Below are 23,430 nucleotides of genomic sequence, written 5' to 3'. Positions count from 1 at the left end.
CCCCGGCCTCGCCGAGCGGGTCCAGAATTTCGCCGAGCGGGTCCTGCTGGCTCCCCGGACCCGCCCTCAGCCCTCCCCGGTCATCGCGTTCATGATCGAGAACGTCACCTGGTCCGGCCGGTAACGGTCATCGGAGTACTCGAACGGCTTGCCCTGCGGATCGAAGCTGGTACGTCGCTCCCGCAGCAACGGCGCCGCGACGGCTATCTGCAGCGCCTCGGCATCGGTGGCATCGGCCGCGATGGCGTCGAGTTCGTGCCGCATCGAGGCGAACTCGACGCCGACGTCGACGAGATGATCGGTGATGGAACCCTTGTCGGCATCGAACTCGAACAGGCTGTGACCGGTGTCGAGGGTGAACCGGCTGCGCTCAAGCAGCGCGGGCACTCCGTCGAGTGTCCGGAGTCGCACGACCTCGACGATGAACGCACCCTCGTCGAGTTGGAGGCCGTCCGCGATCTCGGAGTCTGCCCGCCGACGAGACACGCTCAGTGTGTGGTTGCCCGGTTCGCGGCCCGACGTCAGTGCCCACTGTGAGAACGGGGTGAACGAGGCCAGCGTCTGCGTCGGCTGGTGAGGCCGACGGACGCGGGCCGGCCGACCACGGGTGGTGTAGATCAGACCCTCGGACCGGAGGTTGTACAAGGCCTGTCGAATGGGCCCGCGACTGACCTTCCACTCCTCCATGAGCACGGTCTCCGGGGGCAGTTCGTCGCCCGGCTTGTACTCGCCGTCAACGATCTGGGCACGTATTGCCTGGTAGATCTCCTGATGTCGAGGGGACAACCCGACCTCCGCGCCGTTCGGTACACCTGGGAACTTGTCTACCTACCCTAACCGACGACGACCGGGTGGCCACCCGTGCAAGGGTGGCCACCCGGTGTCAGACAGAAGTGGTCAGTCGGTGCTCGGCACCCGATTCCAATGTGGCAGCAGGATCAGGGCGGCGACGGTCGCTGCGCCCGCGAAGCCGTAGAAGAGCGCCGTGGTGCCGAGGTAGCCCGGCAGCAGGCCACCGAAGATCGCTCCGACGGAACCGCATCCGTTGATGATCCCCGATGCCGCACCTGCGTGCTTCGACGTGCCGAAGTCGACCGCCGACACGCACGACACCATCGCGTCGGCACCGTAGAGCGTCAGTCCGATCACCGACAACACCGCGACCATGATCCAGACGTTCTGGGTGGCGGTGAGTGGCGTGAACAGCATCAGCGCTGCGACGAGGATGGCCAGGGAGATGACGCAGGCGGGAATCCGCTTCGCCTTGAACACCCGGTCGGAGATCTGGCCGAGCAGGATCGGCGCGAGCACACCCGCGACACCGAAGGCGATGGGAACGGTGACCGCGGTCAGGTTGCTCGCAGCTGTCAGCCGTTCGGCGACGATCACCGGACCCCACAAGAGGATTGCGTAGCGCGCGGGTTTGAGGAGAAAGTAGGTGAGGCCGAGCGTGAGGACCATCCTGTTGCCGAGGACGGTGCGGTACGTCTGCCACGCCGACGTCGTCGGTTGGGCCATGTCGCGGTCCTCGTCGGTGACCTCGCCGACGGGTGCGGGCTCATGTAACTCGGCGCGGAACTCCTCGATCTCCGGAAGCCCGACGTCCGTGGGTGAGTTCCGCTGGAACCGAAGGGTGACGAGGATGATCACGCCGACGACGCCGGCGCCGGTGAAGAACGCGACACGCCAGTCGTCGAACACGCTGTAGGCGATCCAGCCGAGGAACGGAGCCGCGGCAAGGCCGCCGAAAGCGTAATTGGTGCTCCACAATCCGAGGATTCGTCCGCGTTCGGAGATCGTGAAGAACTGGGCCATGTTCGTCAACGTCCCCGACCAGCCGGTCGACTGCGCAAGCCCCTGCAGGATCATCAGCGGTGCGAGGAACACGAGGGCGGGCAGCAGACCCATCAGCAAGGCGACGACGGCGGATACTGCCAGTCCGCACAACAGGATTCGTCGTGGACCGAACCTGTCCGACATCGCGCCCCAGACGAACTGACCTCCCGCGTACGCCGCCAGGTACGCGGCGTCGAGGTTGGCCAGGACGCTCTTGGACAGGGTGGTCGAGAGCACGGGGTCTTCGAGGATTCCCAGCTTGGCCACCGAGAACGCCTGCCGCGTGAAGTAGAAGCCTGCGTAGATGATCCACGTGACGGCGAAGGTCTGCACCCTCCACCGTCGGTAGAGGGGGACGATCTCGGCATCGCGGATGCCGTCGAGGGCGGGAGAGGTGGTCATGACGTCCTTCGATCTTCGGGGAAGAGTGCATCGAGTGCACGGTGAACGAGACGCAGCGACGATGATGCGCGTGTGAGTGGCGGAGAGGCCGGGCGCGCGAGAGGGTGGGGCGCCGGAACGGCGAGAAGGCATGCGGGATCGCCCGGCGGGTTCGCGATCCATCACCAGGGTCGCTGGTGTCTGGTGGCTGTCGGCGAACCCGCCCGGTGAATCAGATGAGCTGTTGCGGGGGAGGGGGGTTGGGACTACGGCAGAAGCGCGGCGAGATCGGCGACTCCGTCGACGATGTGCTGTGCGCCCGCGGCGGTGAGTTGATCGCGATCGTGTGCGCCGCTGAGAACGCCGACGAGGATCCCGGCGCCTGCCCGGACTCCGCTGGTGATGTCGGACGCGGTGTCACCGACCACCATCATCGCGTCGACGGCGCTGGTGCGCGTTCGGATGAGGGCTTCGAGAGGCATGTCGGGATGTGGCCGGCCGCGTAGTTCGTCGCCGGGGCACAGCACGACGTCGGCGACGTCCTCCCAACCGAGTGTCCCGAGGATCGCCTCTTGTGTCTGTCGGGCGAATCCCGTTGTGAGGGCTATCTTCACGTCTCGATCGCGCAGGGAACGGAACAGGTCCTCGGCACCCGGCATGGCGCTGCATCGACCCTCGGCGACCAATGAGGAGTACATGCGCTCGAACTCTTTGTTGGCCGATTGGGCCTGCTCCTCGTTGCCCTTGCTGAGGTGCCGGAAGACGGTGATCTTGGACTGCCCCATGGTCTCCTGGACATAGTCGAGCATGGTGGTGCGGTCGGCGTCGGATGCCGACAGTCCTGCGTGCTCGTCGGCGGCGAGGAACGACGCGACGACGAGACCGTCGTCGGCGACGGTCGTACCGGCCATGTCGAAGACGACGAGTTCGATCGGGGTGGGGGCCGGGGTGGCGGTCATGATGGTCAGTACCTTTCTGGCGGAGTCGATATCAGGAGACGACGGTGGTGGAGTGGTCGAGTGCCTCGACGACACTGGCGTGCGCGAGGCCCATGCTGGTGGTCATGCCGATGCCGGTGGTGACCGTGACGATGTGGGTCCGGGGGACGGGCTCGGCGCGCAGGAACTCGTGTCCGGCGGCGCTGCAGTACACGCCCTGCCATCTCTCGATGACGTCGATCGAGGTGACCCCGAACAGTTCCTTGGTGACCTCGATGAGCGTGGTGAATCCCTCTTCGGACTGGAACGGCGACGGCGTCACCTCGCGAATGTGGGTGTCGCCGATGAGGACTGTGCCGTCTGGCTGTGGTGTGTACATCTGGTGCAGGTCCAGGGCGGTGTGCTCGGGATGGTTTCTGTGGAGGCGATCGGCGACGACACCGGTCGACGGCATGGCCTCGAAACCGCTGTAGCGCAGGAGCGACCATCCGGTGAACAGCGGGCTCGTCATGGGAAAGCGCAGCGGGACAGCGGCCTTGATCATGTGCAGGGCACACCGCTGGAGTTCGATCCCCTCGGCGATCTCCGGGAACAGGCGGTCGATGTCGTGGTTGACGGTGATGAAGGTGGTGCAGGCGCGCAGATCCCCACGTGTTGTCCGGACCAGCCCGGCTTCGAACGACGTCGCGGATGTCCGCCAGAAGAAGTGCACACCTTCGGACTCCAGCCACCGGGCGATCATCGGGGCCGCCGCCCGCGGGTCGACCTGCAGGTCGCGTGGCATGAACATCCCGCCGACGACATGCCGGCCATCGGCCGGTACGCGTTCGAGGATCTCGGCGCGATCGAGCACGCAGGCCTCGGAAGCGCCTCTGTCGCTGGCGAATTGCTCCATCACGGCGAGCTCGTCGTCATGCCGTGCGATCGCGACCGTGCCGGTCTCCGCCGCCCAGAAGCCGGCGCGGTGCGCCAGTTCGAGCCAGTGCGCCCGACCGGTGCGGGCGTACTCGAGCGCCTCACCGGACTGGGCGGTGATGCATGCGTGGCCGAAGTTGCGAACCGAGGCACCTGCGACCCGGTCGGCGTGGTCGAGGATCGCGACGGACAGGCCGCGCCGATGCGCGTGATACGCGTGCGCAAGGCCGACGATCCCGGCTCCCACGACGACGACGTCGAACTCGGTGTCATTTGTGATCATGGTCATACCTTCCCGCTGGCACTGTCTGATGTCAATACTTACGGGAAAGAAAGCTATACAACGATGGTTACAGGGAGACTGCGCTGGGTAAACAATCGGTTACACGTGAAACAAAGGCATACTTCGACCGAAGCTGGTCACGCAGTGTGAACGAGAAGTGGCACCAGCTGCTCCGACGCGGTCCACGCGCCGTGATGCCCGGGCATGGTGACCTCGGGTGACGGGTCGGTGCGACTACGGGTGAGGATCGTGGTTCCGCGGGCGACGGCCACCAGATCGCCGATCCGTTGAGCGACAACGTCGGTCACCTCGGCCCCGAACCACGCCTCGTCGAGGACCTGCTCGCGTGGCGCGAGGTGTGCGTTGTTACCGGTGATCCCTTCCCAGAAGGACTGGACGTCGTCGCGGGCGCCGGGGCGCGTGTAGACCTGACGGACCCGCATCTCGCCGGATACCGATTCGACGCCCTTCAGCATCTCGTCGGTGGTGTCGATGTCGATTCTGTTGTCCGCGTGGATCATTCCGTGGTCGCCGGTCACCACGAGGGTGGCTCTGCGTGACAGATCGGAGGCGAGGTCGGTGACCATTCGATCCACCGCTGCCAAGGTGGCCACCCATTGCGGGGAGCCAGGCCCGAACAGGTGCCCTGCAGCGTCGAGATCCGGCCAGTAGGCATAGACCAGCCGGTGCCGCGGTGTGCTGACGGCAAGGGTGGACGAGACGCCGTCGGCGATCTCGGCGGGAGTCTGGGCCGCGATGTGGGTGCCGTCGACCCGGAAGGCCGCCCGGCTGAAGCCCGAACCGCGATACGCCCCCGGCATCACATAGGTGACCTCGACGCCGCGTGAGGCCATGTCGACGAGCGTCCCACCCACCGGCTGTACATCTTCCGGAACATAGGTACCCAACGCTGACGGCCCGGTCGACCGATTCAGTGTCCACCGAAGCGCATTGAGCGTCTGCCTGTTCGGTCCGCGGGTGGCCTCCCGATCCGTTCGGAAGGCGTAGCCGATGATCCCGTGGCGGCCGCAGGATGTGCCCGACATGAGGCTGGTGATGCTGGTCGCGGTCGTCGCGGGGAATCCTGCACGGATCGTCGAGGCGCGCATGGCGGTGAGGGTGGGGGCGATCTCCGCGTGCTGATCGAGCAGTGAGGCGCCGAGCCCGTCGACGAGCAGGAGGACGACGTCCTTGCTCGCGGGGATCGGCAGAATCGAGGACGGCTGCCGATCGAAGGCGTCGTCGATCGCGGGCAGCACGTCGGCCAGAGTCGCGTAGCCGTTCCAGTCACGCGGGTGCAGCTCGTGCGCCGAAGTACTCACAGACGTCACCGTATCCGTCGACGCTGTGGACAGACCCGACACATCGTCGATCTCGTCGCGATCCACCCCTAGCCTGGGTGCATGTCCGCATACGACCCGCTGGGTGACTCCGCGAGCGATCTCTTCATGGAGTTCGACGAGCGCACCCTCGACCGCGGCAGCGACTACGCGGACGACGGTCGGGTCTTCGACATGAAGTGGTCCGACGATCAGTTGGCCCTCCGGTGTCTGTGCGAGGGATCCGGCCAGAACACCTACGAGACGCACGCGGTCTTCACTGCGGACGGCACGAAACGAATCCTCACCCACACCGAGTGCTCCTGCCCCGTGGGCATGATGTGCAAACACGGGGCAGCCTTGCTGCTCACCGCGCTCGACAACGAGACGTGGGGCGAGCGCCCGCACACACGCGGCGCGCCGGTGACTGCACTGCCCGCCCAGTGGCGGACCACGCTCGGCGCTTTTGTCCATGCCCAGCCGGACGAGGACGCACCGGTGGCACCCATCGGCATCCAGGTCGAGATTCCCACGGCGACCTCTTACGAACCTCAACCCAGCCCGGTGCTGCGGCTGGTCACCCTCGGTGTGCGCCGTACCTGGGTGCGGACCGGCATCAGCTGGGGATCGGTCGCGGAACAACACAGCAGACTGTGGCAGTCGACGTCCTTCGAGGCGAGCGCGTTCGATCCCGAACACCTCCGTGCGGTACGGGCCGTCGTCCGGGCCGCCCGCGACGCCGGCACACCGGGCGACCGCAACGTGATCAAATTGTCATTCGGACCACCCGACATCTGGGAGTTGCTCCAGCAGGCGTGCGACGCCGGGGTGACGTTGCACCCGCACCACACGACAGGTGCAACATCGGTCGAACTGTTCAGGTCGTCGCGGGTCTCGTTTCACGTGAGTCGCGGCTCCGGCGGTGTCCGCGTCACACCGGAGATGCAGGTGGACCACGACGCGTGGCACGGCTCCCGGGTCGGCCTGATCGGATACGGCAGACCTCATGGTGCGTTCACTGTCACCGAGGACGGTGTCCTCCTGATGGGCCCGTTCGAGTCGCCACCGAATCGTGGTGCGCTCGAGTCGCTCGTGACCCAGGGCGGGATCGTCGTGCCCGACGACGAGATCGAGGAGTTCACCACCGAACTCCTTCCGTCCTTGGCGGCCACGCTCCCGGTGGTCGTCGACGACGACGCCCTCCCGAATCCGACCATCGACGGCCCGCTGCCGTTGCTCGTCATCCGCGTGGGTGCAGAGTCGTCCATGGTCAACTGGGAGATCCGCTACCTCGTCAACGGCCGGCCCCGTGACTTCACCATCGATGATCGTGTGGCCGACAACAACATCCGCGACGCGAGCGCGGAGACGCAGGCGTGGAAATCCGCCCGTCCCGCCATGGAACTCGTCGCACAGCGGTGCACGCGGTGGCAGCAGCAGGCCGGACGCATCATCACCCAGGGCCGTCACGCAGGACTGCGAGCCGACGACCGCGACCTCGATGCCGTCGTCGCCGCCGACATCACCGATGCCGTGCGCAGCGCCACCACGGGGCTGCTGCGCCGAACCTTCACCTACTCACTGCTCGACACCGCGATACTCCTGGGCGAGCTGGTACCCGAACTCGGCGACGACATCATCGTCGAGGTCATCGGTGAGCCCGCCGATTTCCGGCCGACGGAGAACGAACCCGAGATCGTCATCGGCGAGGATGAGTCGCCGGTCGGCAACGACTGGCTCAACCTGCGGATCGGCGTGGAAGTCGATGGGCATCGGGTGCCGCTCGGCGATGTCATCCGCGGCATCGCGAGCCGCGCCACCCACCTGCTCCTGCCCGACGGGACGTACTTCTCGTTGACGACCCCGGAGCTGCAGCGCCTCGCCGACTTGCTCCGCGAGGCCCAGGCCCTCGGCGAGGTGGAGAACGGCCTGATTCGGCGCAACACCTACAACGCCACTCTCTGGGACGAGCTCTTGGGTCTCGGTACCGTCGATGAGCAACTGGCACAGTGGCATTCGCGCATCCGGCAGCTCGCGACGGCATCGGTCCCGCCGCCCGCGGGACCGCCGGTCGGGCTGCACGCCGACCTCCGGGACTACCAGGCCGCCGGCCTCGACTGGCTCAGATTCCTGTGGCAGAACCGCATCGGCGGCATCCTCGCCGACGACATGGGTCTCGGTAAGACGGTCCAGGCGCTCGCCCTCATCGCCGAGGCATCGACGGAGGTGTCCACCGGAGCCTTCCTGGTCGTGGCGCCGACGAGCGTTGTCGCCAACTGGGTCAGCGAGGCGAACCGCTTCGTGCCCGGACTGGAGGCGGTCGCGGTCACCACGACCGAGGCCAAGAGCGGAATACCGTTCGGCGAGAGGGTGGGTGGCGCCCAGATCGTCGTCACCTCGTACACACTGCTCCGGCTGCAATTCGAATCGATCAACGAGATCCGCTGGACAGGCATCATTTTCGACGAGGCGCAGTTCGTGAAGAATCACCACAGCAAGACCCATCAGTGCGCACGCAGGCTCGGTGCCGAGATCAAGATCGCCATCACCGGAACACCGATGGAGAACAACTTGATGGAGCTGTGGTCGCTGCTGTCGCTGACGGCCCCCGGGTTGTATCCGTCGCCGAAGGTCTTTGCCGACTATTACCGCAAACCCATAGAGAGCGGACAGCATCCGGAACGGTTGGCCGAGCTGCGCCGACGTATTCGGCCGGTCATGTTGCGGCGGACCAAGGATCAGGTCGTATCCGACCTCCCCGTCAAGCAGGAGCAGGTCCTGGCGATCGAGCTCGGCGTGAAGCATGAACGGATCTACCAGACCCATCTGAACCGCGAGCGGCAGAAGGTCCTCGGTCTGCTCGGCGACTGGGAGGACAACCGGTTCGCCATCTTCACCTCACTGACCAAACTCCGCCAACTGAGTCTGCACGCCGGGCTGATCGACGACGACCACCTCGCCGTGGCGTCCGCCAAGATCGACTACCTCGCCGAGCAGTTGCCCGAACTCATCGCGGAAGGTCACGCCGCGCTGGTGTTCAGCCAGTTCACCGGCTTCCTCGGGCTCGTCCGCGAACGACTGGTCGAACTCGGCATCGCCCACAGCTACCTCGACGGCTCGATGTCGGCGTCGCAGCGCAAGACCGCCATCGACGAATTCACCGGCGGCACCTCGAAAGTCTTCCTGATCAGCCTCAAGGCAGGCGGTTTCGGCCTCAATCTCACTGAGGCCGACTACTGCTTCGTCTGCGATCCCTGGTGGAATCCCGCCGCCGAGGCGCAGGCCGTCGACCGGACGCATCGCATCGGCCAGACCCGTCCCGTCACCGTGTATCGCCTGGTGTCCAAGGGAACCATCGAGGAGAACGTCGTGGCGCTGCAAGCGAAGAAGCGTGCGCTGTTCGATGCCGTCGTCGACGAGGGTGACCTCTTCGGTGCGGGCCTCACCCCCGACGATGTGCGGGCGATGATCGGGGATCTCTGAACGGAGTCGTTGTTAGGCTTAACCGTCGTTCACATCAATCGCGCGTGAGGTGCTCATGACCACCAAGCTGTCCACGGTCCGGCGCCGACCGAAGAACCGCAAGGAGCAGATCCTCGACGCGGCGCGCACGCTGATCGTCGAGGTCGGATATCCGAACGTGTCGATGGCGATGATCGCGGATCGCGTGGGCATCACCGCGGGTGCGCTCTACCGGCATTTCGCCAACAAGTCGGTGCTGCTCGGTGCGGTCATCGAGCAGAGCTTTGCCGAGGTCGCACCCGCCTTCGGGTCCACCGTCACACTCGACCACGCCCTGGCCGAGAGCTGCGAGCATGCCGTCGCTCACCGTGACGTCGGTGTGCTGTGGTGGCGGGAAGCACGCAACCTGCCAGAGGAACGTCGCGATGAACTACAGAGGCGTCTGTACGCCACCAACCGGGAGTACCGCGATCTGATCAGGGCGCACCGTCCAGCGCTTCCGGATCTTCAGGCCGAGGAACTCGCGTGGGGAGTGCAGGCGATCCTGGCGAGTCCCGGGACACACACGACCCGCATCGGGAACCCCGAGTACGTCGAGCTCATGACCCGTGCGGCAGTACGGCTGTGCGCCGCCGAGCTCGGTCCACCGACCGAACCGCAGGACCGTGCGCCGTCGGTCCTACAGCCCGCCTCGAAGCGGGAGGCCCTGCTCGGACACGCGATCGTGCTGTTCGGCGAGAACGGCTACGAAGGAACCGGCCTCGACGACATCGGCGCGGCCGCCGGGGTGTCCGGACCGAACCTGTACAGCTACTTTGAAAGCAAGTCCGCACTGCTGCAGGTCGCCGTGGAACGGGGCACCAGTGCGCTGTTCCTGCTCTTGCATCGAGTGCTGCGCGAGAACTCGGAACCGGCCGGCGCGCTCGCCGACCTTGCGTACGGATACGTCGAATTGGCCTTGGACAAGACGATTCTCACGTCATTGCTGCTGACCGAGCAACGCACGCTGTCGGCGGACGGACACGCGCGGCAACGTGAGTACGTCGCCGAATGGACCGCCCTGCTGCAGGCAATCCGCCCCCACCTGGACACGGCCTCGGCGCGCATCCTGGTGCACACCGCTCTGAGTGTCGTCCACACGCTTGCCCGACTCGAGCACCTGCAGGTGAACGGGTCGTTGGCCGAGGACATGACTGCCATGGCCCTAGCCGTCCTCTTCTCTGACTGACCACTTCCTATCGATCGGTTGGGCAGGGGCAACCCTTGCCGTCTGAAGTAAATATACGTTAAGGTGACTGGCATCACTCAAGTGGAGAGGATGTGCAATGACCAATACGGTGCATGTTGCGGGCGTCGGGATGATCCCGTTCACCAAACCCGGTCGAAGCGGGACATATGCCGACATGGGGGAGTCCGCGGCCGCGGCTGCGTTGGTCGACGCAGGCATCGACTACACGCTCGTGGAGCAGGCATACGTCGGCTATGTATACGGCGACTCAACATCGGGACAAGCTGCGCTCTACGGTCTCGGCCAGACCGGCATCCCGATCGTCAATGTGAACAACAACTGCTCCACCGGGTCGTCCGCGCTGTGGCTGGCTCGGCAGGCCGTCGAGAACGGCGTCGTCGAATGTGCTCTTGCGCTCGGCTTCGAGCAGATGGTGCCCGGCGCGCTGGGCTCGGTGTACAGCGATCGGCCCAGCCCGATGGCCCGGCAGGAGAGCCTTCGTGACGAGTTGCAGGGCACCGACCCGAGTTCACCGATGGCCGCCCAGTTCTTCGGTGGTGCCGGCCAGGCATACGTCGACGAGTTCGGCATCGACCCGGCGATCTTCGCGGAGATCTCGGTGAAGGCGCGAAAGCACGCGGCCAATAATCCGAATGCGGTCTTCCGTGAGCTGCTCACCGTCGAGCAGGTCCTCGGATCGCCGACGATCTATGGACCACTCACCCGATTCCAGTGCTGCCCGCCGACCTGTGGCGCGGCTGCCGCGGTGATCTGCACGCCTGAGTTCGCCGCGAAGCACGGCGTCAATGCCGATGTCATCGTCCGTGCGCAGAGCCTGACCACCGACACTGCAAGTACTTTCGAGTCACGGGACATGCGTCAGGTGATCGGGTACGACATGGCCGCGGCCGCCGCGAACAATGTCTACGAGGCGGCCGGCATCGGACCCGAGGACATCCACGTCGTCGAATTGCACGACTGCTTCACCACCAACGAGTTCCTCACGTACGAGGCGCTCGGGCTCACCCCGACCGGCACGGCCGAGAAGTTCATCCGCGACGGCGACAACACCTACGGCGGGCGCGTGGTCACCAACCCGTCCGGAGGTCTGCTGTCCAAGGGGCATCCGCTCGGTGCCACCGGACTTGCGCAGTGCGCCGAACTCGTCTGGCAACTCCGTGGGCAGGCCGACGCACGCCAGGTCGACGGCGTGAACCTCGCTTTGCAACACAACCTCGGACTCGGTGGTGCCTGTGTCGTCACCCTGTACCAGAAGGTGGACGCCCGATGAGTCTCGACACCACCGCGATGGGCCGCGAGTTCGAGCCGGTCTCACTGCTGATCACCCGCAGTCGGCTGTGCGCCTTCGCCGAGGCCACCGGCCAACACGATCCCGTCTACACCGACCTGGACGCCGCGAAGCAGGCAGGCCACCGGGACCTGCCGGTACCGCCGACATTCATGTTCGGAATCGAACTCGAGGCGCCGAATCCGTTCGCGTTCCTCGCCGAACTCGGCGTCGACCTGCGCAGGGTACTCCACGGCGAACAGCAGTTCGACTACCGCCAGATGGCCTACGCCGGTGACGAACTGACCGCGACGAGTCGCATCGCCGACATGTTCGACAAGAAGGGCGGCCTGCTCGACTTCATCGTCAAGGACACCACCGTGACCAATCAGGACGGCGTGACCGTCGCAGTGCTACGTGGCACCACTGTGGTGCAGAACGAGTTTGGAAAGGACGGGCAATGACCGCCCCCACACTGGACGTCGGAGCCGACCTGCCCGCGCTGGAGATCGATCCCATCTCCCGGACGACGCTGGCGCTGTTCGCGGGCGCTTCCGGCGACCACAATCCGATCCACGTCGACCTCGACGTCGCGAAGAGCGCCGGCCTCGACGATGTGTTCGCCCACGGCATGCTGTCGATGGCCTACCTCGCCCGCCTACTCACCGATCTGATTCCGCAGCGGCAGCTCCGGTCGTACAAGGTCCGGTTCGCAGCGATCACCCCCGTGCACGGGCAACCCACCTGCACTGCCTCCGTCACCTCGATCGACGACGTCAACGGGGAACGGCTTGCCACGCTCGAACTGTCGGTGACCCTGGCCGACGGGACGGCCACCCTTCTCGGCGAGGCAACGGTCGCCCTCGAATGAACGTCGACCTGATCTGACACCCGACAATCCCTCATACACAAAGGAACACGAATCATCATGGCAAAACTCGACGGAAAAACCGCGATCGTCAGCGGTTCGGGCCGCGGCATCGGTCGGTCCATCGCCCTGAAACTGGCTGCCGAAGGTGCCAACGTCGTTGTCAACGATCTCGACACGGACCCGGCCCAGGCGGTCGTCGACGAGATCACCGCGGCCGGAGGCAATGCCGTGATCTGTGCCGGCAACGTCACCACCCCCGACTTCGGCGAGCGCTTCGTCGGCACGGCCACCGGTGAGTTCGGCGGCCTCGATATCGTCATCAACAACGCGGGTTACACCTGGGACACCGTCATCCAGAAGATGGGCGACGACCAGTGGGACGCCATCCTCGACGTTCACCTCAAGGCCCCGTTCCGTATCCTGCGGGCCGCGCAGCCGGTCATCAGCAAGGCCGCCAAGGCGGAGAGGGAATCCGGCATCCGGCTGCAGCGCAAGGTCGTCAACATCTCGTCGATCGCCGGGCTCTACGGCAACGCCGGCCAGGTCAACTACTCCTCGGCCAAGTCGGGGATCATCGGCATGACGCGCACCCTCGCCAAGGAGTGGGGCCGGTACAACGTCAATGTCAACGCAGTCGCGTTCGGATTCATCGAGACCCGTCTGACCGAGGTGGCTGCCGACGGCAACTCCTCGATCGACATCGAGGGCCGCGAGATCAAGGTCGGCGTGAACCCTCATCTGCTGGAGGCGATGAAGCAGACGATCCCGCTCGGCCGGCCGGGCACACCTGATGAGGCCGCCGGGTCCGTCGTGATGCTCACCTACCCCGAAGCCGACTACGTCAGTGGCCAGATCATGGTCACCGGCGGCGGTTACGAGGGCTAGGACGACGCGGATGCCCTCCATCACCTACCGCTCACCTTGGCGCGACGAGGAGACAACGGCTCTCGGGGAACTCGCCGACAAGTTCTTCGCCCGCGAGATCATCCCCCACCGGGAGCGATTCGAACAGCAGCACTTCGTCGATCGCGACGTCTGGACCAAAGCCGGGGACATCGGACTGCTCTGCTGCTCCATCCCGGAGGAGTACGGCGGGGGTGGAGGGACGTTCGCCCACGATCTCGCCGTGCTCGAAGCGCAGGCCCGCGCCCTCGACACCGGGTTCGGCAACGCTGTGCACAGCGGAATCGTCGCGCACTACATCCTGGCCTACGGCACCGAGGAGCAACGTCGACGCTGGTTGCCGCGTATGGCATCCGGCGAAATCATTGCGGCGGTGGCGATGACCGAACCGGGTGCCGGATCAGATCTGAAGAACATCTCGACGACGGCGATCCGCGACAATGACCACTACGTCGTCAACGGATCGAAGACGTTCATCTCCAACGGGTCCCAGGCAGATCTGATCGTCGTCGTGGCCAAGACCGACCCATCGGCCGGGGCCAAGGGCGTGTCATTGGTCGTCGTGGAAACCGCTCACGCTGCCGGATTCACCCGCGGTCGGATCCTCGACAAGGTAGGTCAGCAGGCCGCCGACACCTCCGAACTGTCCTTCGCCGATGTCCGCGTACCGGCGGAGAACCTGCTCGGCGGCGAGGAAGGGCGGGGTTTCGGTCAGCTGATGACGCAGCTGGCGCAGGAACGTCTGATCATCGGAGTGTCGGCAGTCGCGACCATGGAGGTGGCCATCGCCGAAACCGTCGCGTATACCAAGTCGCGCAACGCGTTCGGTCAGACGATCTTCGACTTCCAGAACACCAAGTTCGTGCTCGCGGAATGCGAGACCCTCGCCCACGCATGTCGGGTGTTCATCGACTCCTGCATCGAGCGCCACCTGACCGGCGCACTCGACACCACGACCGCGGCGATGGCGAAGTGGTGGCTCACCGAGCAGCAGTGCCGGATCGTCGACCGATGCGTCCAACTCTTCGGAGGCTACGGCTACATGCGCGAGTATCCGATCGCACGCATGTACGCCGATGCGCGCGTGCAGAAGATCTACGGCGGCTCCAATGAGGTCATGAAGGATCTCATCGCTCGCGCCTTGTGACCCACCCAGGACTGCACCCGATTCCCAGGCTTTGAGGAGCCCTCATGTATCTCACCCAGCCGCTCCACCGCAACGCCCAACTCCAACCCGATGCCCTTGCCACCATCTGCGGTGACCGGAGATTCACCTTCGGGGAGTTGCGCTCGGAAGTGGCATCTCTCGCCGGTGGCCTCCGTGGACTCGGCGTCGAATCCGGAGATCGTGTCGCCATTCTCGCGCTGAACTCCGACCGCTATCTCCACACGATTCTGGCGGTGGCATGGGCCGATGCAGTCGTGGTGCCGGTCAACACCCGCTGGAGCGTCAAGGAGATCGCCTACTCGCTGGTCGAAGCCGACGTCCGAACCCTCGTCGTGGACGACACGTTCAGCGAGTTGGCCGGTGCGCTCCGAGAGCAGTGCCCGGAGTTGTCCACGCTCATCCACTGCGGCGACAGTGACACCCCCGTAGGCATGGTGCCGTATGAGCAGGTCGCGTCATCTGGTCCGATACCGGACGCGAGACGTGGCGGTGACGAGCTGGCCGGGATCTTCTACACAGGTGGCACGACGGGCTTTCCCAAAGGGGTCATGCTCAGCCATCGGAACCTCTTCGCGTCGGCCATGGGTTCGGCGGCCAGCGGCGCGTGGTCGACGAGAGGGCGGGTGCTGCATGTCGCTCCGATGTTTCACCTCGCGGACCTGGCCTCCACGATCGGGCACATGCTGCTCGGCGGTACGCACGTGATCATCCCGGGCTTCGATCCGGTTGCCACGATGACGGCCATCGCGGAGCAAGGGGTCACCGATGTTCTGTTGGTTCCCACCATGATCCAGATGACCGTCGATCATCCACGGTTGAAGGACTTCGACCTCTCCGGACTGCAGGTCCTCATGTACGGGGCGTCGCCGATCTCCGAGGCTCTCCTCGAACGCGCTCGTGGCGCCTTCCCGGCCGCCAGGTTCCTGCAGGCGTACGGCATGACCGAACTGTCACCGGTCGCGACGATGCTGACAGACGAGGATCACCGTGATCCGGTGCGTCGCCGCTCGGCTGGTCAAGCCGCACCCCAGTCACTCGTGAAGATCGTCGACCTTGATGGGTCCGAGGCAGCGCGGGGAGAGTTCGGAGAGATCGTGGTGTCGGGCGAGCATGTGATGCTCGGATACTGGAAGAAGCCGGAGGAGACCGCGGCCGCCCTTCGTGACGGCTGGATGCACACCGGCGACGGCGGAATCATGGACGATGCCGGCTACGTCTTCGTCGCGGACCGTCTCAAGGACATGATCATCTCCGGCGGCGAGAACGTCTACTCGATCGAGGTGGAGAACGTCGTCGCCAAACATCCGTCGGTGCTGCAGTGCGCCGTGATCGGTGTTCCCGACGACAGATGGGGGGAGCGCGTGCACGCCGTGGTGTCCCTCAAACCCGGTGCCGCGTTGTCTCTCGACGAACTCCGCCAACACAGCAAGGCCGACATCGCCGGCTACAAAGTGCCGCGCAGCCTGGAGATCGTGGAAACCTTCCCGATGTCGGGAGCCGGCAAGATCCTGAAGCGGGAACTGCGAAAGACAATGAGCTGACGGTGAACTGACTGCCTGCCGCACCTCACGCCAGCGGCCGCATGTGGTCCATGACCTCGGCCCAGGTCGTCAACCCCGGCCGGCCGAAATGGATGTGTGTGCCGATGAACTCCTTGACCCCGCGCTTGTCTCGATCGTCGATGATGAACGCACCGTTGTTCAGGTTCTTGTGGTGCGACAGGATCAGGCGCTTGTAGGCGGGACTGCCGGGCTCGGCACCGATGTGACGCTTCACCCACAACAGCTTGTCGGTCCAGGCGCTCGGGTTGTCCCAGGGCGCGGTGGACAGGATGTAGGTGTCGAACAGTCCGGTGAGCTCGGCGAACGACTCGACCGCACCCGGCAGCGGATCCATCAGACCGAAAATGCCGGGTGCGTCATCGTAGTGACCGCGGTAGGTGGATCGGTCGGCCGCGCTCAGCCGGTCGATGCCGGACTGGAAGTCGACGAGGGTGTTGTCGAGGTCCACGTAGAGGATCTTCTTCGGCGGGTGTTGTCTCACTTGAGAACGGGACTCCCCTGATCGGCCGAGCCCGTCTGCTCGGCGATGCGCACGGCGACCCGCAGCAGCGTGGCGAAACGTCGCCAGAACGCGGCCTCGCCGTCGCACAGTTCGATGTCCTCGCGCTCGGCTCCCTGTGCCCGCACGGTCCGGGCGTTGACCCGCCACTCGCGCAGTTCGCGTTCACAGACCTCGAGGTATCCGGTCAGGACGCCGACGTCGTATCGGCACAACCGGGCGATCGTGGTCGGCATCAGACAGTTCTCCTTGTCCAGATCGATGATGTACTGCATGCCGGCGGGGAGCGAATCGCTCTCGCAGACATGCTCGTCCGCGTCGGTGGGGGCCTCGACTGGTGTCGTGTCGACCTCGATCACCGGCTCGGCCGGCATCGCGTCCGTGGCGATCTCCAGGAAGGCGGGATGGATGACCTCCCAGATGTCGCGGAGCGCTCGGACCGCCACGGTGGCCAGCAGGGGGATGCCGGTGCGCCCGACCTCGTGGACGAACGCGGTGCCACCGGACTGCCGCCACCCGCCGTGGAGCAGATCACCGGCCTGCTCGCGGTGGTATTCGGGAGTCGTGTGAAGGTCGGAGGAGTCGATCATCGCCCGGACGCGACCGCTGGGGGTGACAACGAACCGGATGACCCCGTGCGGTCCCTCCGGGAACTCGCGAGACTGCGCGACCTCGACCTCGTCGCCGATGTCCATGGCGGCCAGCCGACGGCCCAGGTCGGCGGTGAAGGCCAGCCACGCATCGTCGATCATGGCGTCGACATCCAGGTCGGCGCCATGATCGGAACCGCCGTCGGAACCGCCCTCGGAATGACTGTCGAAACCATTGTCGGACATGAGGTCTCCTTCCCAGGTGGTGAACCGGGGTGGCCGTCCTCGCCCACCCGACAGCCACAGAGTAGGGGACGGGTCCGACAGTTCAGGCCGGTCCGGGCGAAGGGGCTGCGAACGTCAGCGCTGCGCCAGCGGGCGCAGGAAACGCCCCGTTGCGGCGACGGCGGGTTCCGACGACCCGCCGCCGACCACCAACGTCGCGAAGGCGAGATCCCCGACGATCCCCGCGAACCAGCCGTGCGGATTGCGGTTGTCGCCGTATTCGGCGGTTCCGGTCTTGCCGCCGAGACCGGGGATGTCGCGCAGCGCGGTGGCGGTCCCGGAGGTGACCGTCTGTCGCATCATCGCGCGTAGCTCACGGACCACCGTGTCGGGCAGACGGCGCGGTGGAGCGTCGGCCACCGTCCGGCGGCCGGACAGCAGCACCGGGGTCACCGTTTCTCCACGAGCCAGGCTCGCCTCGGCAACGGCCAGCCCGAAAGGACTGACGGCGACCGTGCCCTGCCCGATCCCGTTCTCCACCCGCAGCGCCGGGGTGTTCGCGACCGGCACTCGTCCCGTCACGGTCGTGATACCGGGGATCACGTAGTCGACACCGATGCCGAACCCGTGAGCCGTGGACGGCAGCGCGTCGGCGGGCAGGCGGTTGGCCAGCGCGCCCATCGTCGTGTTGCAGGACTGCGCGAACGCCGACGACAACGGCACGACGCCGAGATCGAAATCGTCCTCGTTCGGGATCGTGCGGCCCTCGATTCTCGCGCGTCCGGGGCAGGCGACCCGCGACGATGGCGACACCACACCGTCCGCCAGACCGGCCGCGGTGGTGATCGTCTTGAATGTCGAACCCGGAGGATAGAGTCCGGACAAGGCGATCGCGCCGGACCTGTCCGCCGCCGGATTCTGTGCGACGGCGACGATCTCACCCGTCGACGGCGCGAGCGCCACGATGACCGCCGGACGTCGTTCGGCGTCGACAGCACGCTGGGCCTGCGTCTGGATGTCGCGATCGAGTCCGGTTCTGATGGCCGACGTCGGTTGTGCGGAGACCTGTTTCAGCAGATCCGTCGGTGTTCCCTTCTCGTCGACGACGCTCACCGACCATCCGGCGGTACGGGTGATCGCATCACGCCAGACGTCCTCGAGTCCGGCCATGGCCGGGGAGTGCAAGGCCCGTGTCGCGCTCAGCAGCGCACCCTGTTCCAACGTGGAAACACCGTCGAGACCACGAAGTGCGTTCTGCACCTTGGCCATGTCCGTGGGACGCAACCGGATGACCGTCTGGGAGTCCTCGGTACTCGACGCGAATGACCGCCGGATCCCTGTGCCGCTCATACTCGGTTCGACGACGCGGAGGATGTCCGCCAAGCGCTCGGCCGAATCCAGATGGTCACGGTGCAAGCGGATCTGTGACACCGGCTGCCAGGTCATCAGCGGTCGGCCGGTGCGGTCGAGCACGGGAGTGCGGTAGTCCATGTCGTCGCTGTAGGACAGGGTCTCACCGGTCGCGAGCGACGGATGAAGGACCGTGGGCCGCCATTCGACGCGCCACGTGGAATCGACCTGGCTCACCGTGGCTGTCGACTCGTACCGAAGATGACGGTCGTTGCGGATGGTCCAGTCCTGATCGATCGTCGCGGTCACCTTCTTGTCGTCGACGATCTGCGCCGATGCGGTCAGCCGCGCATGGCGGCCCATCCCGTCGAACATCGCGCGGATCGCAGCACGAGCGGAGGCGGGGTCCGTGGTGCGATCGGCTGCACTGTCGACGTCACCTCGGGAGAGTGCGTCGGCGAATCCGCTGACGACGTCGCCGGGCGAGTCGGATCGCGCGAGGCATCCGGTCGCCGAGGAGATCGCCAGGACACCTGCCACCAGCACGCCGAGCCATCGCGTCATGGGAGGGACCTAACCGCGTGTCCGCGTCGACCGGCAAAGTCGGGACACGGTGAACCCCGATAGCGATGTGCTATCGGGGCAGGTGAGCGCCACGAAACGCCGTCCGATGCCATCAGTCGACGGGTACGCGCAGCTCGGTCACCACGGCGCGGGCCGCTCGCCCGATGGTCCGGTCGACGTCGGGAAGCGACAGGTCGGAGCGTGCGCTCTTGGTGAACACGGCGACCGCGACGGGATGTTCGTCGGGGAACTCGACGACTCCCACCTCGTTGCGGATCGCCGCCAGGGTCCCGGTCTTGCCGGCAACCGTCACGTGGCGGAACGGAAACCCCGACGCCAGGCGTGACGTGAACACCTGGGCGCGCATCGTGTCCCGGATGAAGGCGCAGGACTCGGGGGAGGCCACCTCGTCGCGCCAGAGTCCGGTGAGGAGCGTCGTGCAGTCGCGCGGTGTGGACGCACTCGAGTAGGCGGCGTCGTAGGCGGAAACGGCATCGTCGACGTCGCTGTCGCCGAGGACCGCGAAGGCCTCGGCGACGGTGCTCGTGCCGGTCTCGGCCTGCAGGCGTGCGTGCAGTTCCGCCATGCCGCCGACGATCCGCGTGTGCCGAAGACCCAGGTGGGCGAGGTCGGCCTGGACCCGTTCGAGTCCGACCCGGTCCAGGATGACGTCGGCGGCGACGTTGTCGGACACCGTGACCATCGATGTCGCGAGGTCGCGCCACGTCATGCGGACCGGGTCGCGGAGCGCGCCCAGGCCGGTCGCGCCCGCACTCCACAGTCCCGGGGTGACCACGACGGCCTCGGTCAGGTCGATCGCTCCGCGATCGGCCATGCGGCACAGCGAGATCACCAGGGGGAGTTTGTAGACCGACGCCATCACCACCGGTGTGTCCGCCCCGAGTCCGACGTCGCGTCCCGCAGGGCTCATCGACACGGCATGCAACCATCCGGCGCATCCGGCGTCGGCGAACAGCGCGCGCACCGTACGGTCCAGATCCTCGCCCCCGGAGGTGATCACGAATCGTCGCCCGCCTGTGCGGCGTACTTCCACAATGCGGCGGTGATGACCGCAGCCGTCTCCGCGTGCTCCGAGTTCTTGTGGATCACCCTCAGCCGCAGCGACGTCAGATCCGGTGCCATGTTCACGCACCGGATGCCCGGAACCGCGTGGACGGAGGCCGGATGCACTGTCAGACCGAACGCCGAACCGCCGGCCACCGCGGCGACGAGTTCGGGTTCCGAGTCGACCGGGTGGACAGTCGGATCGAGTCCGAGCTCCCGGAACCCGTCGAGAAGCTGGTCATGAGCGGGCGGGTTCCACGCTCGGGGTGGCAGACACGCGGTGAGGTCACCCAGGTGGCGGATTCGCGGTCGTGGCGCGGTGGCCGCGAGATGTGCGGCGGGCACGACCACCCACCGAGGCAGGCGGACGACGGCATCGGCGGTCACCGCACCGATCACGCAGGGGTGATCGACGATCGCGAGGTCCAGAGTGCCGGCGACGACGGCGGCGACCAGTCCCGAGGCGGAGTCGGTGACCATGTCCTGTGCGGGAGTCCCGGTGGATATCCGTTGCGCGCACAGAGCGGTGAGATGGGTGCCGAGGTGGGGTATCGCACCCCACCGCAGGGCTTCGTCACGTTCGGCGAGACGGCGCGCCTCCGCGGTCAGGCGGGTGGCGTCGTCGACGAGAAGACGTGCGCGGGGCAGGAGTTCGCGGCCCGCCGAGGTGAGTTCCGCGCCACGGGAGGTTCTCCGGATGAGCTGGATGCCGAGCTCGCCCTCGAGACGCCGCAAGCCTTGGGAGACCGGCGGCTGCGTCATCGCCAGCCGAGCGGCCGCGTCGCCGAAGTGTCCCTCCTCGGCGACCGCGACGAAGAACCGGAGGTGCCTGACAAGATCCACCGGTTCAGGATGACACGCCCCGTGACGGGGTCACGCCGTGCGCAACACGTCCACCGCGACCTCCCGCGCGACGTCGAACGCGTCCGCGGTGACCCCCATCCCGGCGGTGACCAGTGCGCCCTCGTGCAGCAGCAGTAGACGTTCACCGACGAGCGCGGTGTTGTCGACGCCCGCGTCGTCGGCGAGCGCGATGAACAGGTCGAGCATCCATCGCTTCTGTCCGACGATGATCGCGTACGCCGGGTGGGTCGGGTCACTGATCTCGGCGTGAGCGTTGATCATGCTGCAGCCCTTGGGCCCGCGGTCCGCGGCCCACGCACGACTGGCGTCGAACACCGCGATGAGTTGCTGCTCGGGTGCGTCGTCGGCGGCGTCGAGTCTTTCCTGCAGAAACACGCGCCACCGATCATCACGATCTCGCAGATACTCGACGACCAGCTGTTCTTTGGACCCGAAGCGGTCGTACAGCGTGCGTTTGGTGACACCCGCCTGCGCCGCGATCGTCTCCACTCCGACCGCATGGATGCCGTGCTCGTAGAACAACGTGGATGCGGCATCGAGGATCACCCTGGCCTTCGGCGTCCATTCGACCGCACTGGCCAGATGGTCGGCGTTTCCCTGATCGGTGGCACTCACATGACAAAGACTACACCGATCGGTAAAGTCGCCACCATGCGAACTTCACCGATCGGTATACCTGACCGTTGGATGACGGCGCTGCTGTCCGTGCTCTTCGTGCTGTCCTGGTCATCGGGATTCATCGGCGCCAAGCTCGGGGCGTCGGATGCGTCGATACTCACCGTGCTGATGTGGCGCTTCCTTGTCATCGCCGCAGTGCTCGCTGGTGTCGTCGCCGTGGTGTGGCGTCGGTGGTCGATGCCGCGGATGTCTCGCAGTCAGTGGACGATTCAGGCGATCGTCGGCGCGCTCTCCCAGGCGGGCTACACAGTCACCGTGTACTGGGCGATCGAGTTGGGCGTCAGCACCGGGACGACCGCCCTGATCGACGGCGTGCAACCCCTGGTGGTCGCGGCGCTCGCCGGCCCCATCCTCGGTGCCGCCACCCACGGCCGACAGTGGTGGGGTCTGCTCGTCGGCGCGGCCGGTGTCGTGGTCGTCTCGTGGACCGATGCCACCTCGTCGACAGCGAGTGCGCCATGGTGGGCGTATCTGGTTCCGCTGCTGGGCATGGCGAGTCTGGTGACGGCGACCTTCCTGGAACGTCGCGTCACGGTGGTGATCCCACCGATCCTCACCCTGGCCATCCACTGCGGGACGTCGGCGGTCGTCTTCAGCGCGGCGGCCGTCGTCGCCGGCAGCGCCGTCCCGCCGATGCAGGGCGGATTCTGGATCGCCATCGCGTGGCTGACCGTTCTGTCGACGGTCGGCGGGTACGGCCTGTACTGGGCGCTCCTGCGACGGGTGGGCGTCACCTCCGTGAACTCCCTGATGTTCCTGATGCCGCCGGTCACCGCCGTCTGGGGAACCGCGGTCTACGGCGAACCCTTCACGTGGACAACCGCTCTCGGTCTCGGAATGGCCATCGGGGCGACGTGGGTGGTGAACTGGTCCGGCTCGGAACAACCGTCGACCGGTGCCGGTGCGGCGAATACGCCGGTGCGAGAGGCGGTGGGGCGGTAGGTTCGACACCATGCTGGATCACGTAGCGCTGCAATGCGCGGATCCGGCTGCCGCCGCGCAGTTCTACTGTCACGTGTTCGACGCTCTCGGGGTGCGTGAGGCCATGCGTTACGACCGGGACGACGGCGCGGTCATCGGACTGTCCGGGCCCGACGGATTCCCACACCTGTGGCTCGGGCCGCTCGTCGACTCCGGCATCCGGCCGATCCATCTCGCACTGACCGCGCCGACCCGTGCCGCTGTCGACGATGTGTACGCGGCTGCGCGGGCAGCGGGAGCGACGATCCTCCACGAGCCGCGCGTCTGGCCCGAGTATCACCCCGGCTACTACGGCGTCTTCCTTCGCGACGTCGACGGCAACAACGTCGAAGCCGTTCACCACGACGTCACCGGCTGACCGTGGCCGAAGGCTTTTCGGCCCCCAGCGACCTCCCAGCAACGCTCGATCCCCCCTCCAGGTTCACGCCGCATCGTAGGTGATGTCAGAAGCGAGCCGGCA

General features: G+C 66.2%; 21 protein-coding genes. 10 read left to right on the top strand and 11 right to left on the bottom strand.

Features of this window, described 5'->3' with window-relative positions:
* Positions 1–66: 66 nt before the first annotated feature.
* From EEB19_RS24755 to EEB19_RS24735, 5 genes are all read right to left on the bottom strand, one after another.
* Complete coding sequence (locus EEB19_RS24755; protein ID WP_187589973.1) at positions 67–786, bottom strand: GntR family transcriptional regulator; 720 nt, start codon at positions 784–786, stop codon at positions 67–69.
* A gap of 111 nt (positions 787–897) precedes the next feature.
* A complete protein-coding gene (locus tag EEB19_RS24750) occupies positions 898–2,238 on the bottom strand; it encodes an MFS transporter (protein WP_187589972.1) in 1,341 nt (446 codons plus the stop codon).
* Between the two features lie 245 nt (positions 2,239–2,483).
* A complete protein-coding gene (locus tag EEB19_RS24745) occupies positions 2,484–3,176 on the bottom strand; it encodes a phosphonatase-like hydrolase (protein WP_187589971.1) in 693 nt (230 codons plus the stop codon).
* 31 nt (positions 3,177–3,207) lie between these two features.
* On the bottom strand, positions 3,208–4,359 hold the full coding sequence (locus EEB19_RS24740; protein ID WP_187589970.1) for a TIGR03364 family FAD-dependent oxidoreductase: 1,152 nt from the start codon (positions 4,357–4,359) through the stop codon (positions 3,208–3,210).
* Positions 4,360–4,490: 131 nt separating this feature from the next.
* Positions 4,491–5,675, bottom strand: a complete 1,185-nt coding sequence (locus EEB19_RS24735) for an alkaline phosphatase family protein (RefSeq protein WP_187589969.1) — start codon at positions 5,673–5,675, stop codon at positions 4,491–4,493.
* 81 nt (positions 5,676–5,756) lie between these two features.
* Between EEB19_RS24735 and EEB19_RS24730 the strand changes: the two genes are divergently transcribed.
* The 8 genes from EEB19_RS24730 (at position 5,757) to EEB19_RS24695 (ending at position 16,133) form a co-directional block, all read left to right on the top strand.
* Positions 5,757–9,155: a DEAD/DEAH box helicase gene (locus EEB19_RS24730; protein ID WP_187589968.1), complete on the top strand. Its 3,399-nt coding sequence runs from the start codon at positions 5,757–5,759 to the stop codon at positions 9,153–9,155.
* A gap of 55 nt (positions 9,156–9,210) precedes the next feature.
* Positions 9,211–10,362 (top strand): TetR/AcrR family transcriptional regulator, encoded by a 1,152-nt coding sequence (locus EEB19_RS24725; RefSeq protein WP_262365904.1) that lies wholly within the window; start codon positions 9,211–9,213, stop codon positions 10,360–10,362.
* A 97-nt stretch (positions 10,363–10,459) separates the two neighbouring features.
* Positions 10,460–11,653 (top strand): lipid-transfer protein, encoded by a 1,194-nt coding sequence (locus EEB19_RS24720; RefSeq protein WP_187589967.1) that lies wholly within the window; start codon positions 10,460–10,462, stop codon positions 11,651–11,653.
* A complete protein-coding gene (locus EEB19_RS24715; protein WP_187589966.1) occupies positions 11,650–12,114 on the top strand; it encodes a MaoC family dehydratase N-terminal domain-containing protein in 465 nt (154 codons plus the stop codon). Before EEB19_RS24720 ends, EEB19_RS24715 begins: the two co-directional genes overlap by 4 nt.
* Positions 12,111–12,521 (top strand): MaoC/PaaZ C-terminal domain-containing protein, encoded by a 411-nt coding sequence (locus tag EEB19_RS24710; RefSeq protein WP_187589965.1) that lies wholly within the window; start codon positions 12,111–12,113, stop codon positions 12,519–12,521. The genes EEB19_RS24715 and EEB19_RS24710 overlap by 4 nt, the downstream gene beginning before the upstream one ends.
* Before the next feature lie 57 nt (positions 12,522–12,578).
* Positions 12,579–13,406: an SDR family NAD(P)-dependent oxidoreductase gene (locus EEB19_RS24705; RefSeq protein ID WP_187589964.1), complete on the top strand. Its 828-nt coding sequence runs from the start codon at positions 12,579–12,581 to the stop codon at positions 13,404–13,406.
* Between the two features lie 10 nt (positions 13,407–13,416).
* Entirely contained in the window at positions 13,417–14,571 is a 1,155-nt protein-coding gene (locus EEB19_RS24700; RefSeq protein ID WP_187589963.1) for an acyl-CoA dehydrogenase family protein, read from the top strand.
* Between the two features lie 44 nt (positions 14,572–14,615).
* Entirely contained in the window at positions 14,616–16,133 is a 1,518-nt protein-coding gene (locus EEB19_RS24695) for a long-chain-fatty-acid--CoA ligase (RefSeq protein WP_187589962.1), read from the top strand.
* 25 nt (positions 16,134–16,158) lie between these two features.
* Here EEB19_RS24695 and EEB19_RS24690 read toward each other — a convergent pair whose 3' ends face one another.
* The 6 genes from EEB19_RS24690 to EEB19_RS24665 all read right to left on the bottom strand — a co-directional run bounded on the left by EEB19_RS24690 (position 16,159) and on the right by EEB19_RS24665 (position 21,926).
* A complete protein-coding gene (locus EEB19_RS24690) occupies positions 16,159–16,635 on the bottom strand; it encodes a hypothetical protein (protein ID WP_187589961.1) in 477 nt (158 codons plus the stop codon).
* On the bottom strand, positions 16,632–17,489 hold the full coding sequence (locus EEB19_RS24685) for a hypothetical protein (RefSeq protein ID WP_187589960.1): 858 nt from the start codon (positions 17,487–17,489) through the stop codon (positions 16,632–16,634). The genes EEB19_RS24690 and EEB19_RS24685 overlap by 4 nt, the downstream gene beginning before the upstream one ends.
* A 114-nt stretch (positions 17,490–17,603) precedes the next feature.
* Positions 17,604–19,382, bottom strand: a complete 1,779-nt coding sequence (locus tag EEB19_RS24680) for a penicillin-binding transpeptidase domain-containing protein (protein ID WP_187589959.1) — start codon at positions 19,380–19,382, stop codon at positions 17,604–17,606.
* Between the two features lie 112 nt (positions 19,383–19,494).
* Positions 19,495–20,403, bottom strand: a complete 909-nt coding sequence (locus tag EEB19_RS24675; RefSeq protein WP_262365903.1) for a serine hydrolase — start codon at positions 20,401–20,403, stop codon at positions 19,495–19,497.
* A complete protein-coding gene (locus tag EEB19_RS24670) occupies positions 20,400–21,290 on the bottom strand; it encodes a LysR family transcriptional regulator (RefSeq protein WP_187589958.1) in 891 nt (296 codons plus the stop codon). The genes EEB19_RS24675 and EEB19_RS24670 overlap by 4 nt, the downstream gene beginning before the upstream one ends.
* A gap of 30 nt (positions 21,291–21,320) precedes the next feature.
* Positions 21,321–21,926 carry a TetR/AcrR family transcriptional regulator gene (locus EEB19_RS24665; protein ID WP_262365902.1) on the bottom strand — a complete coding sequence of 202 codons (606 nt, stop codon included), beginning with the start codon at positions 21,924–21,926 and terminating at the stop codon, positions 21,321–21,323.
* A gap of 36 nt (positions 21,927–21,962) precedes the next feature.
* On the opposite strand from EEB19_RS24665, the gene EEB19_RS24660 reads away from it, so the two are divergent.
* Complete coding sequence (locus tag EEB19_RS24660; RefSeq protein WP_262365901.1) at positions 21,963–22,931, top strand: DMT family transporter; 969 nt, start codon at positions 21,963–21,965, stop codon at positions 22,929–22,931.
* Positions 22,932–22,941: 10 nt separating this feature from the next.
* A complete protein-coding gene (locus tag EEB19_RS24655; protein WP_187589957.1) occupies positions 22,942–23,328 on the top strand; it encodes a VOC family protein in 387 nt (128 codons plus the stop codon).
* Positions 23,329–23,430: the final 102 nt, after the last annotated feature.

The sequence above is a fragment of the Gordonia sp. OPL2 genome, from assembly GCF_003797825.1.
Classification (GTDB): domain Bacteria; phylum Actinomycetota; class Actinomycetes; order Mycobacteriales; family Mycobacteriaceae; genus Gordonia.
Note: the sequence above shows the minus strand (reverse complement) of the source record. Positions and strands in the feature narration are given on the sequence as shown.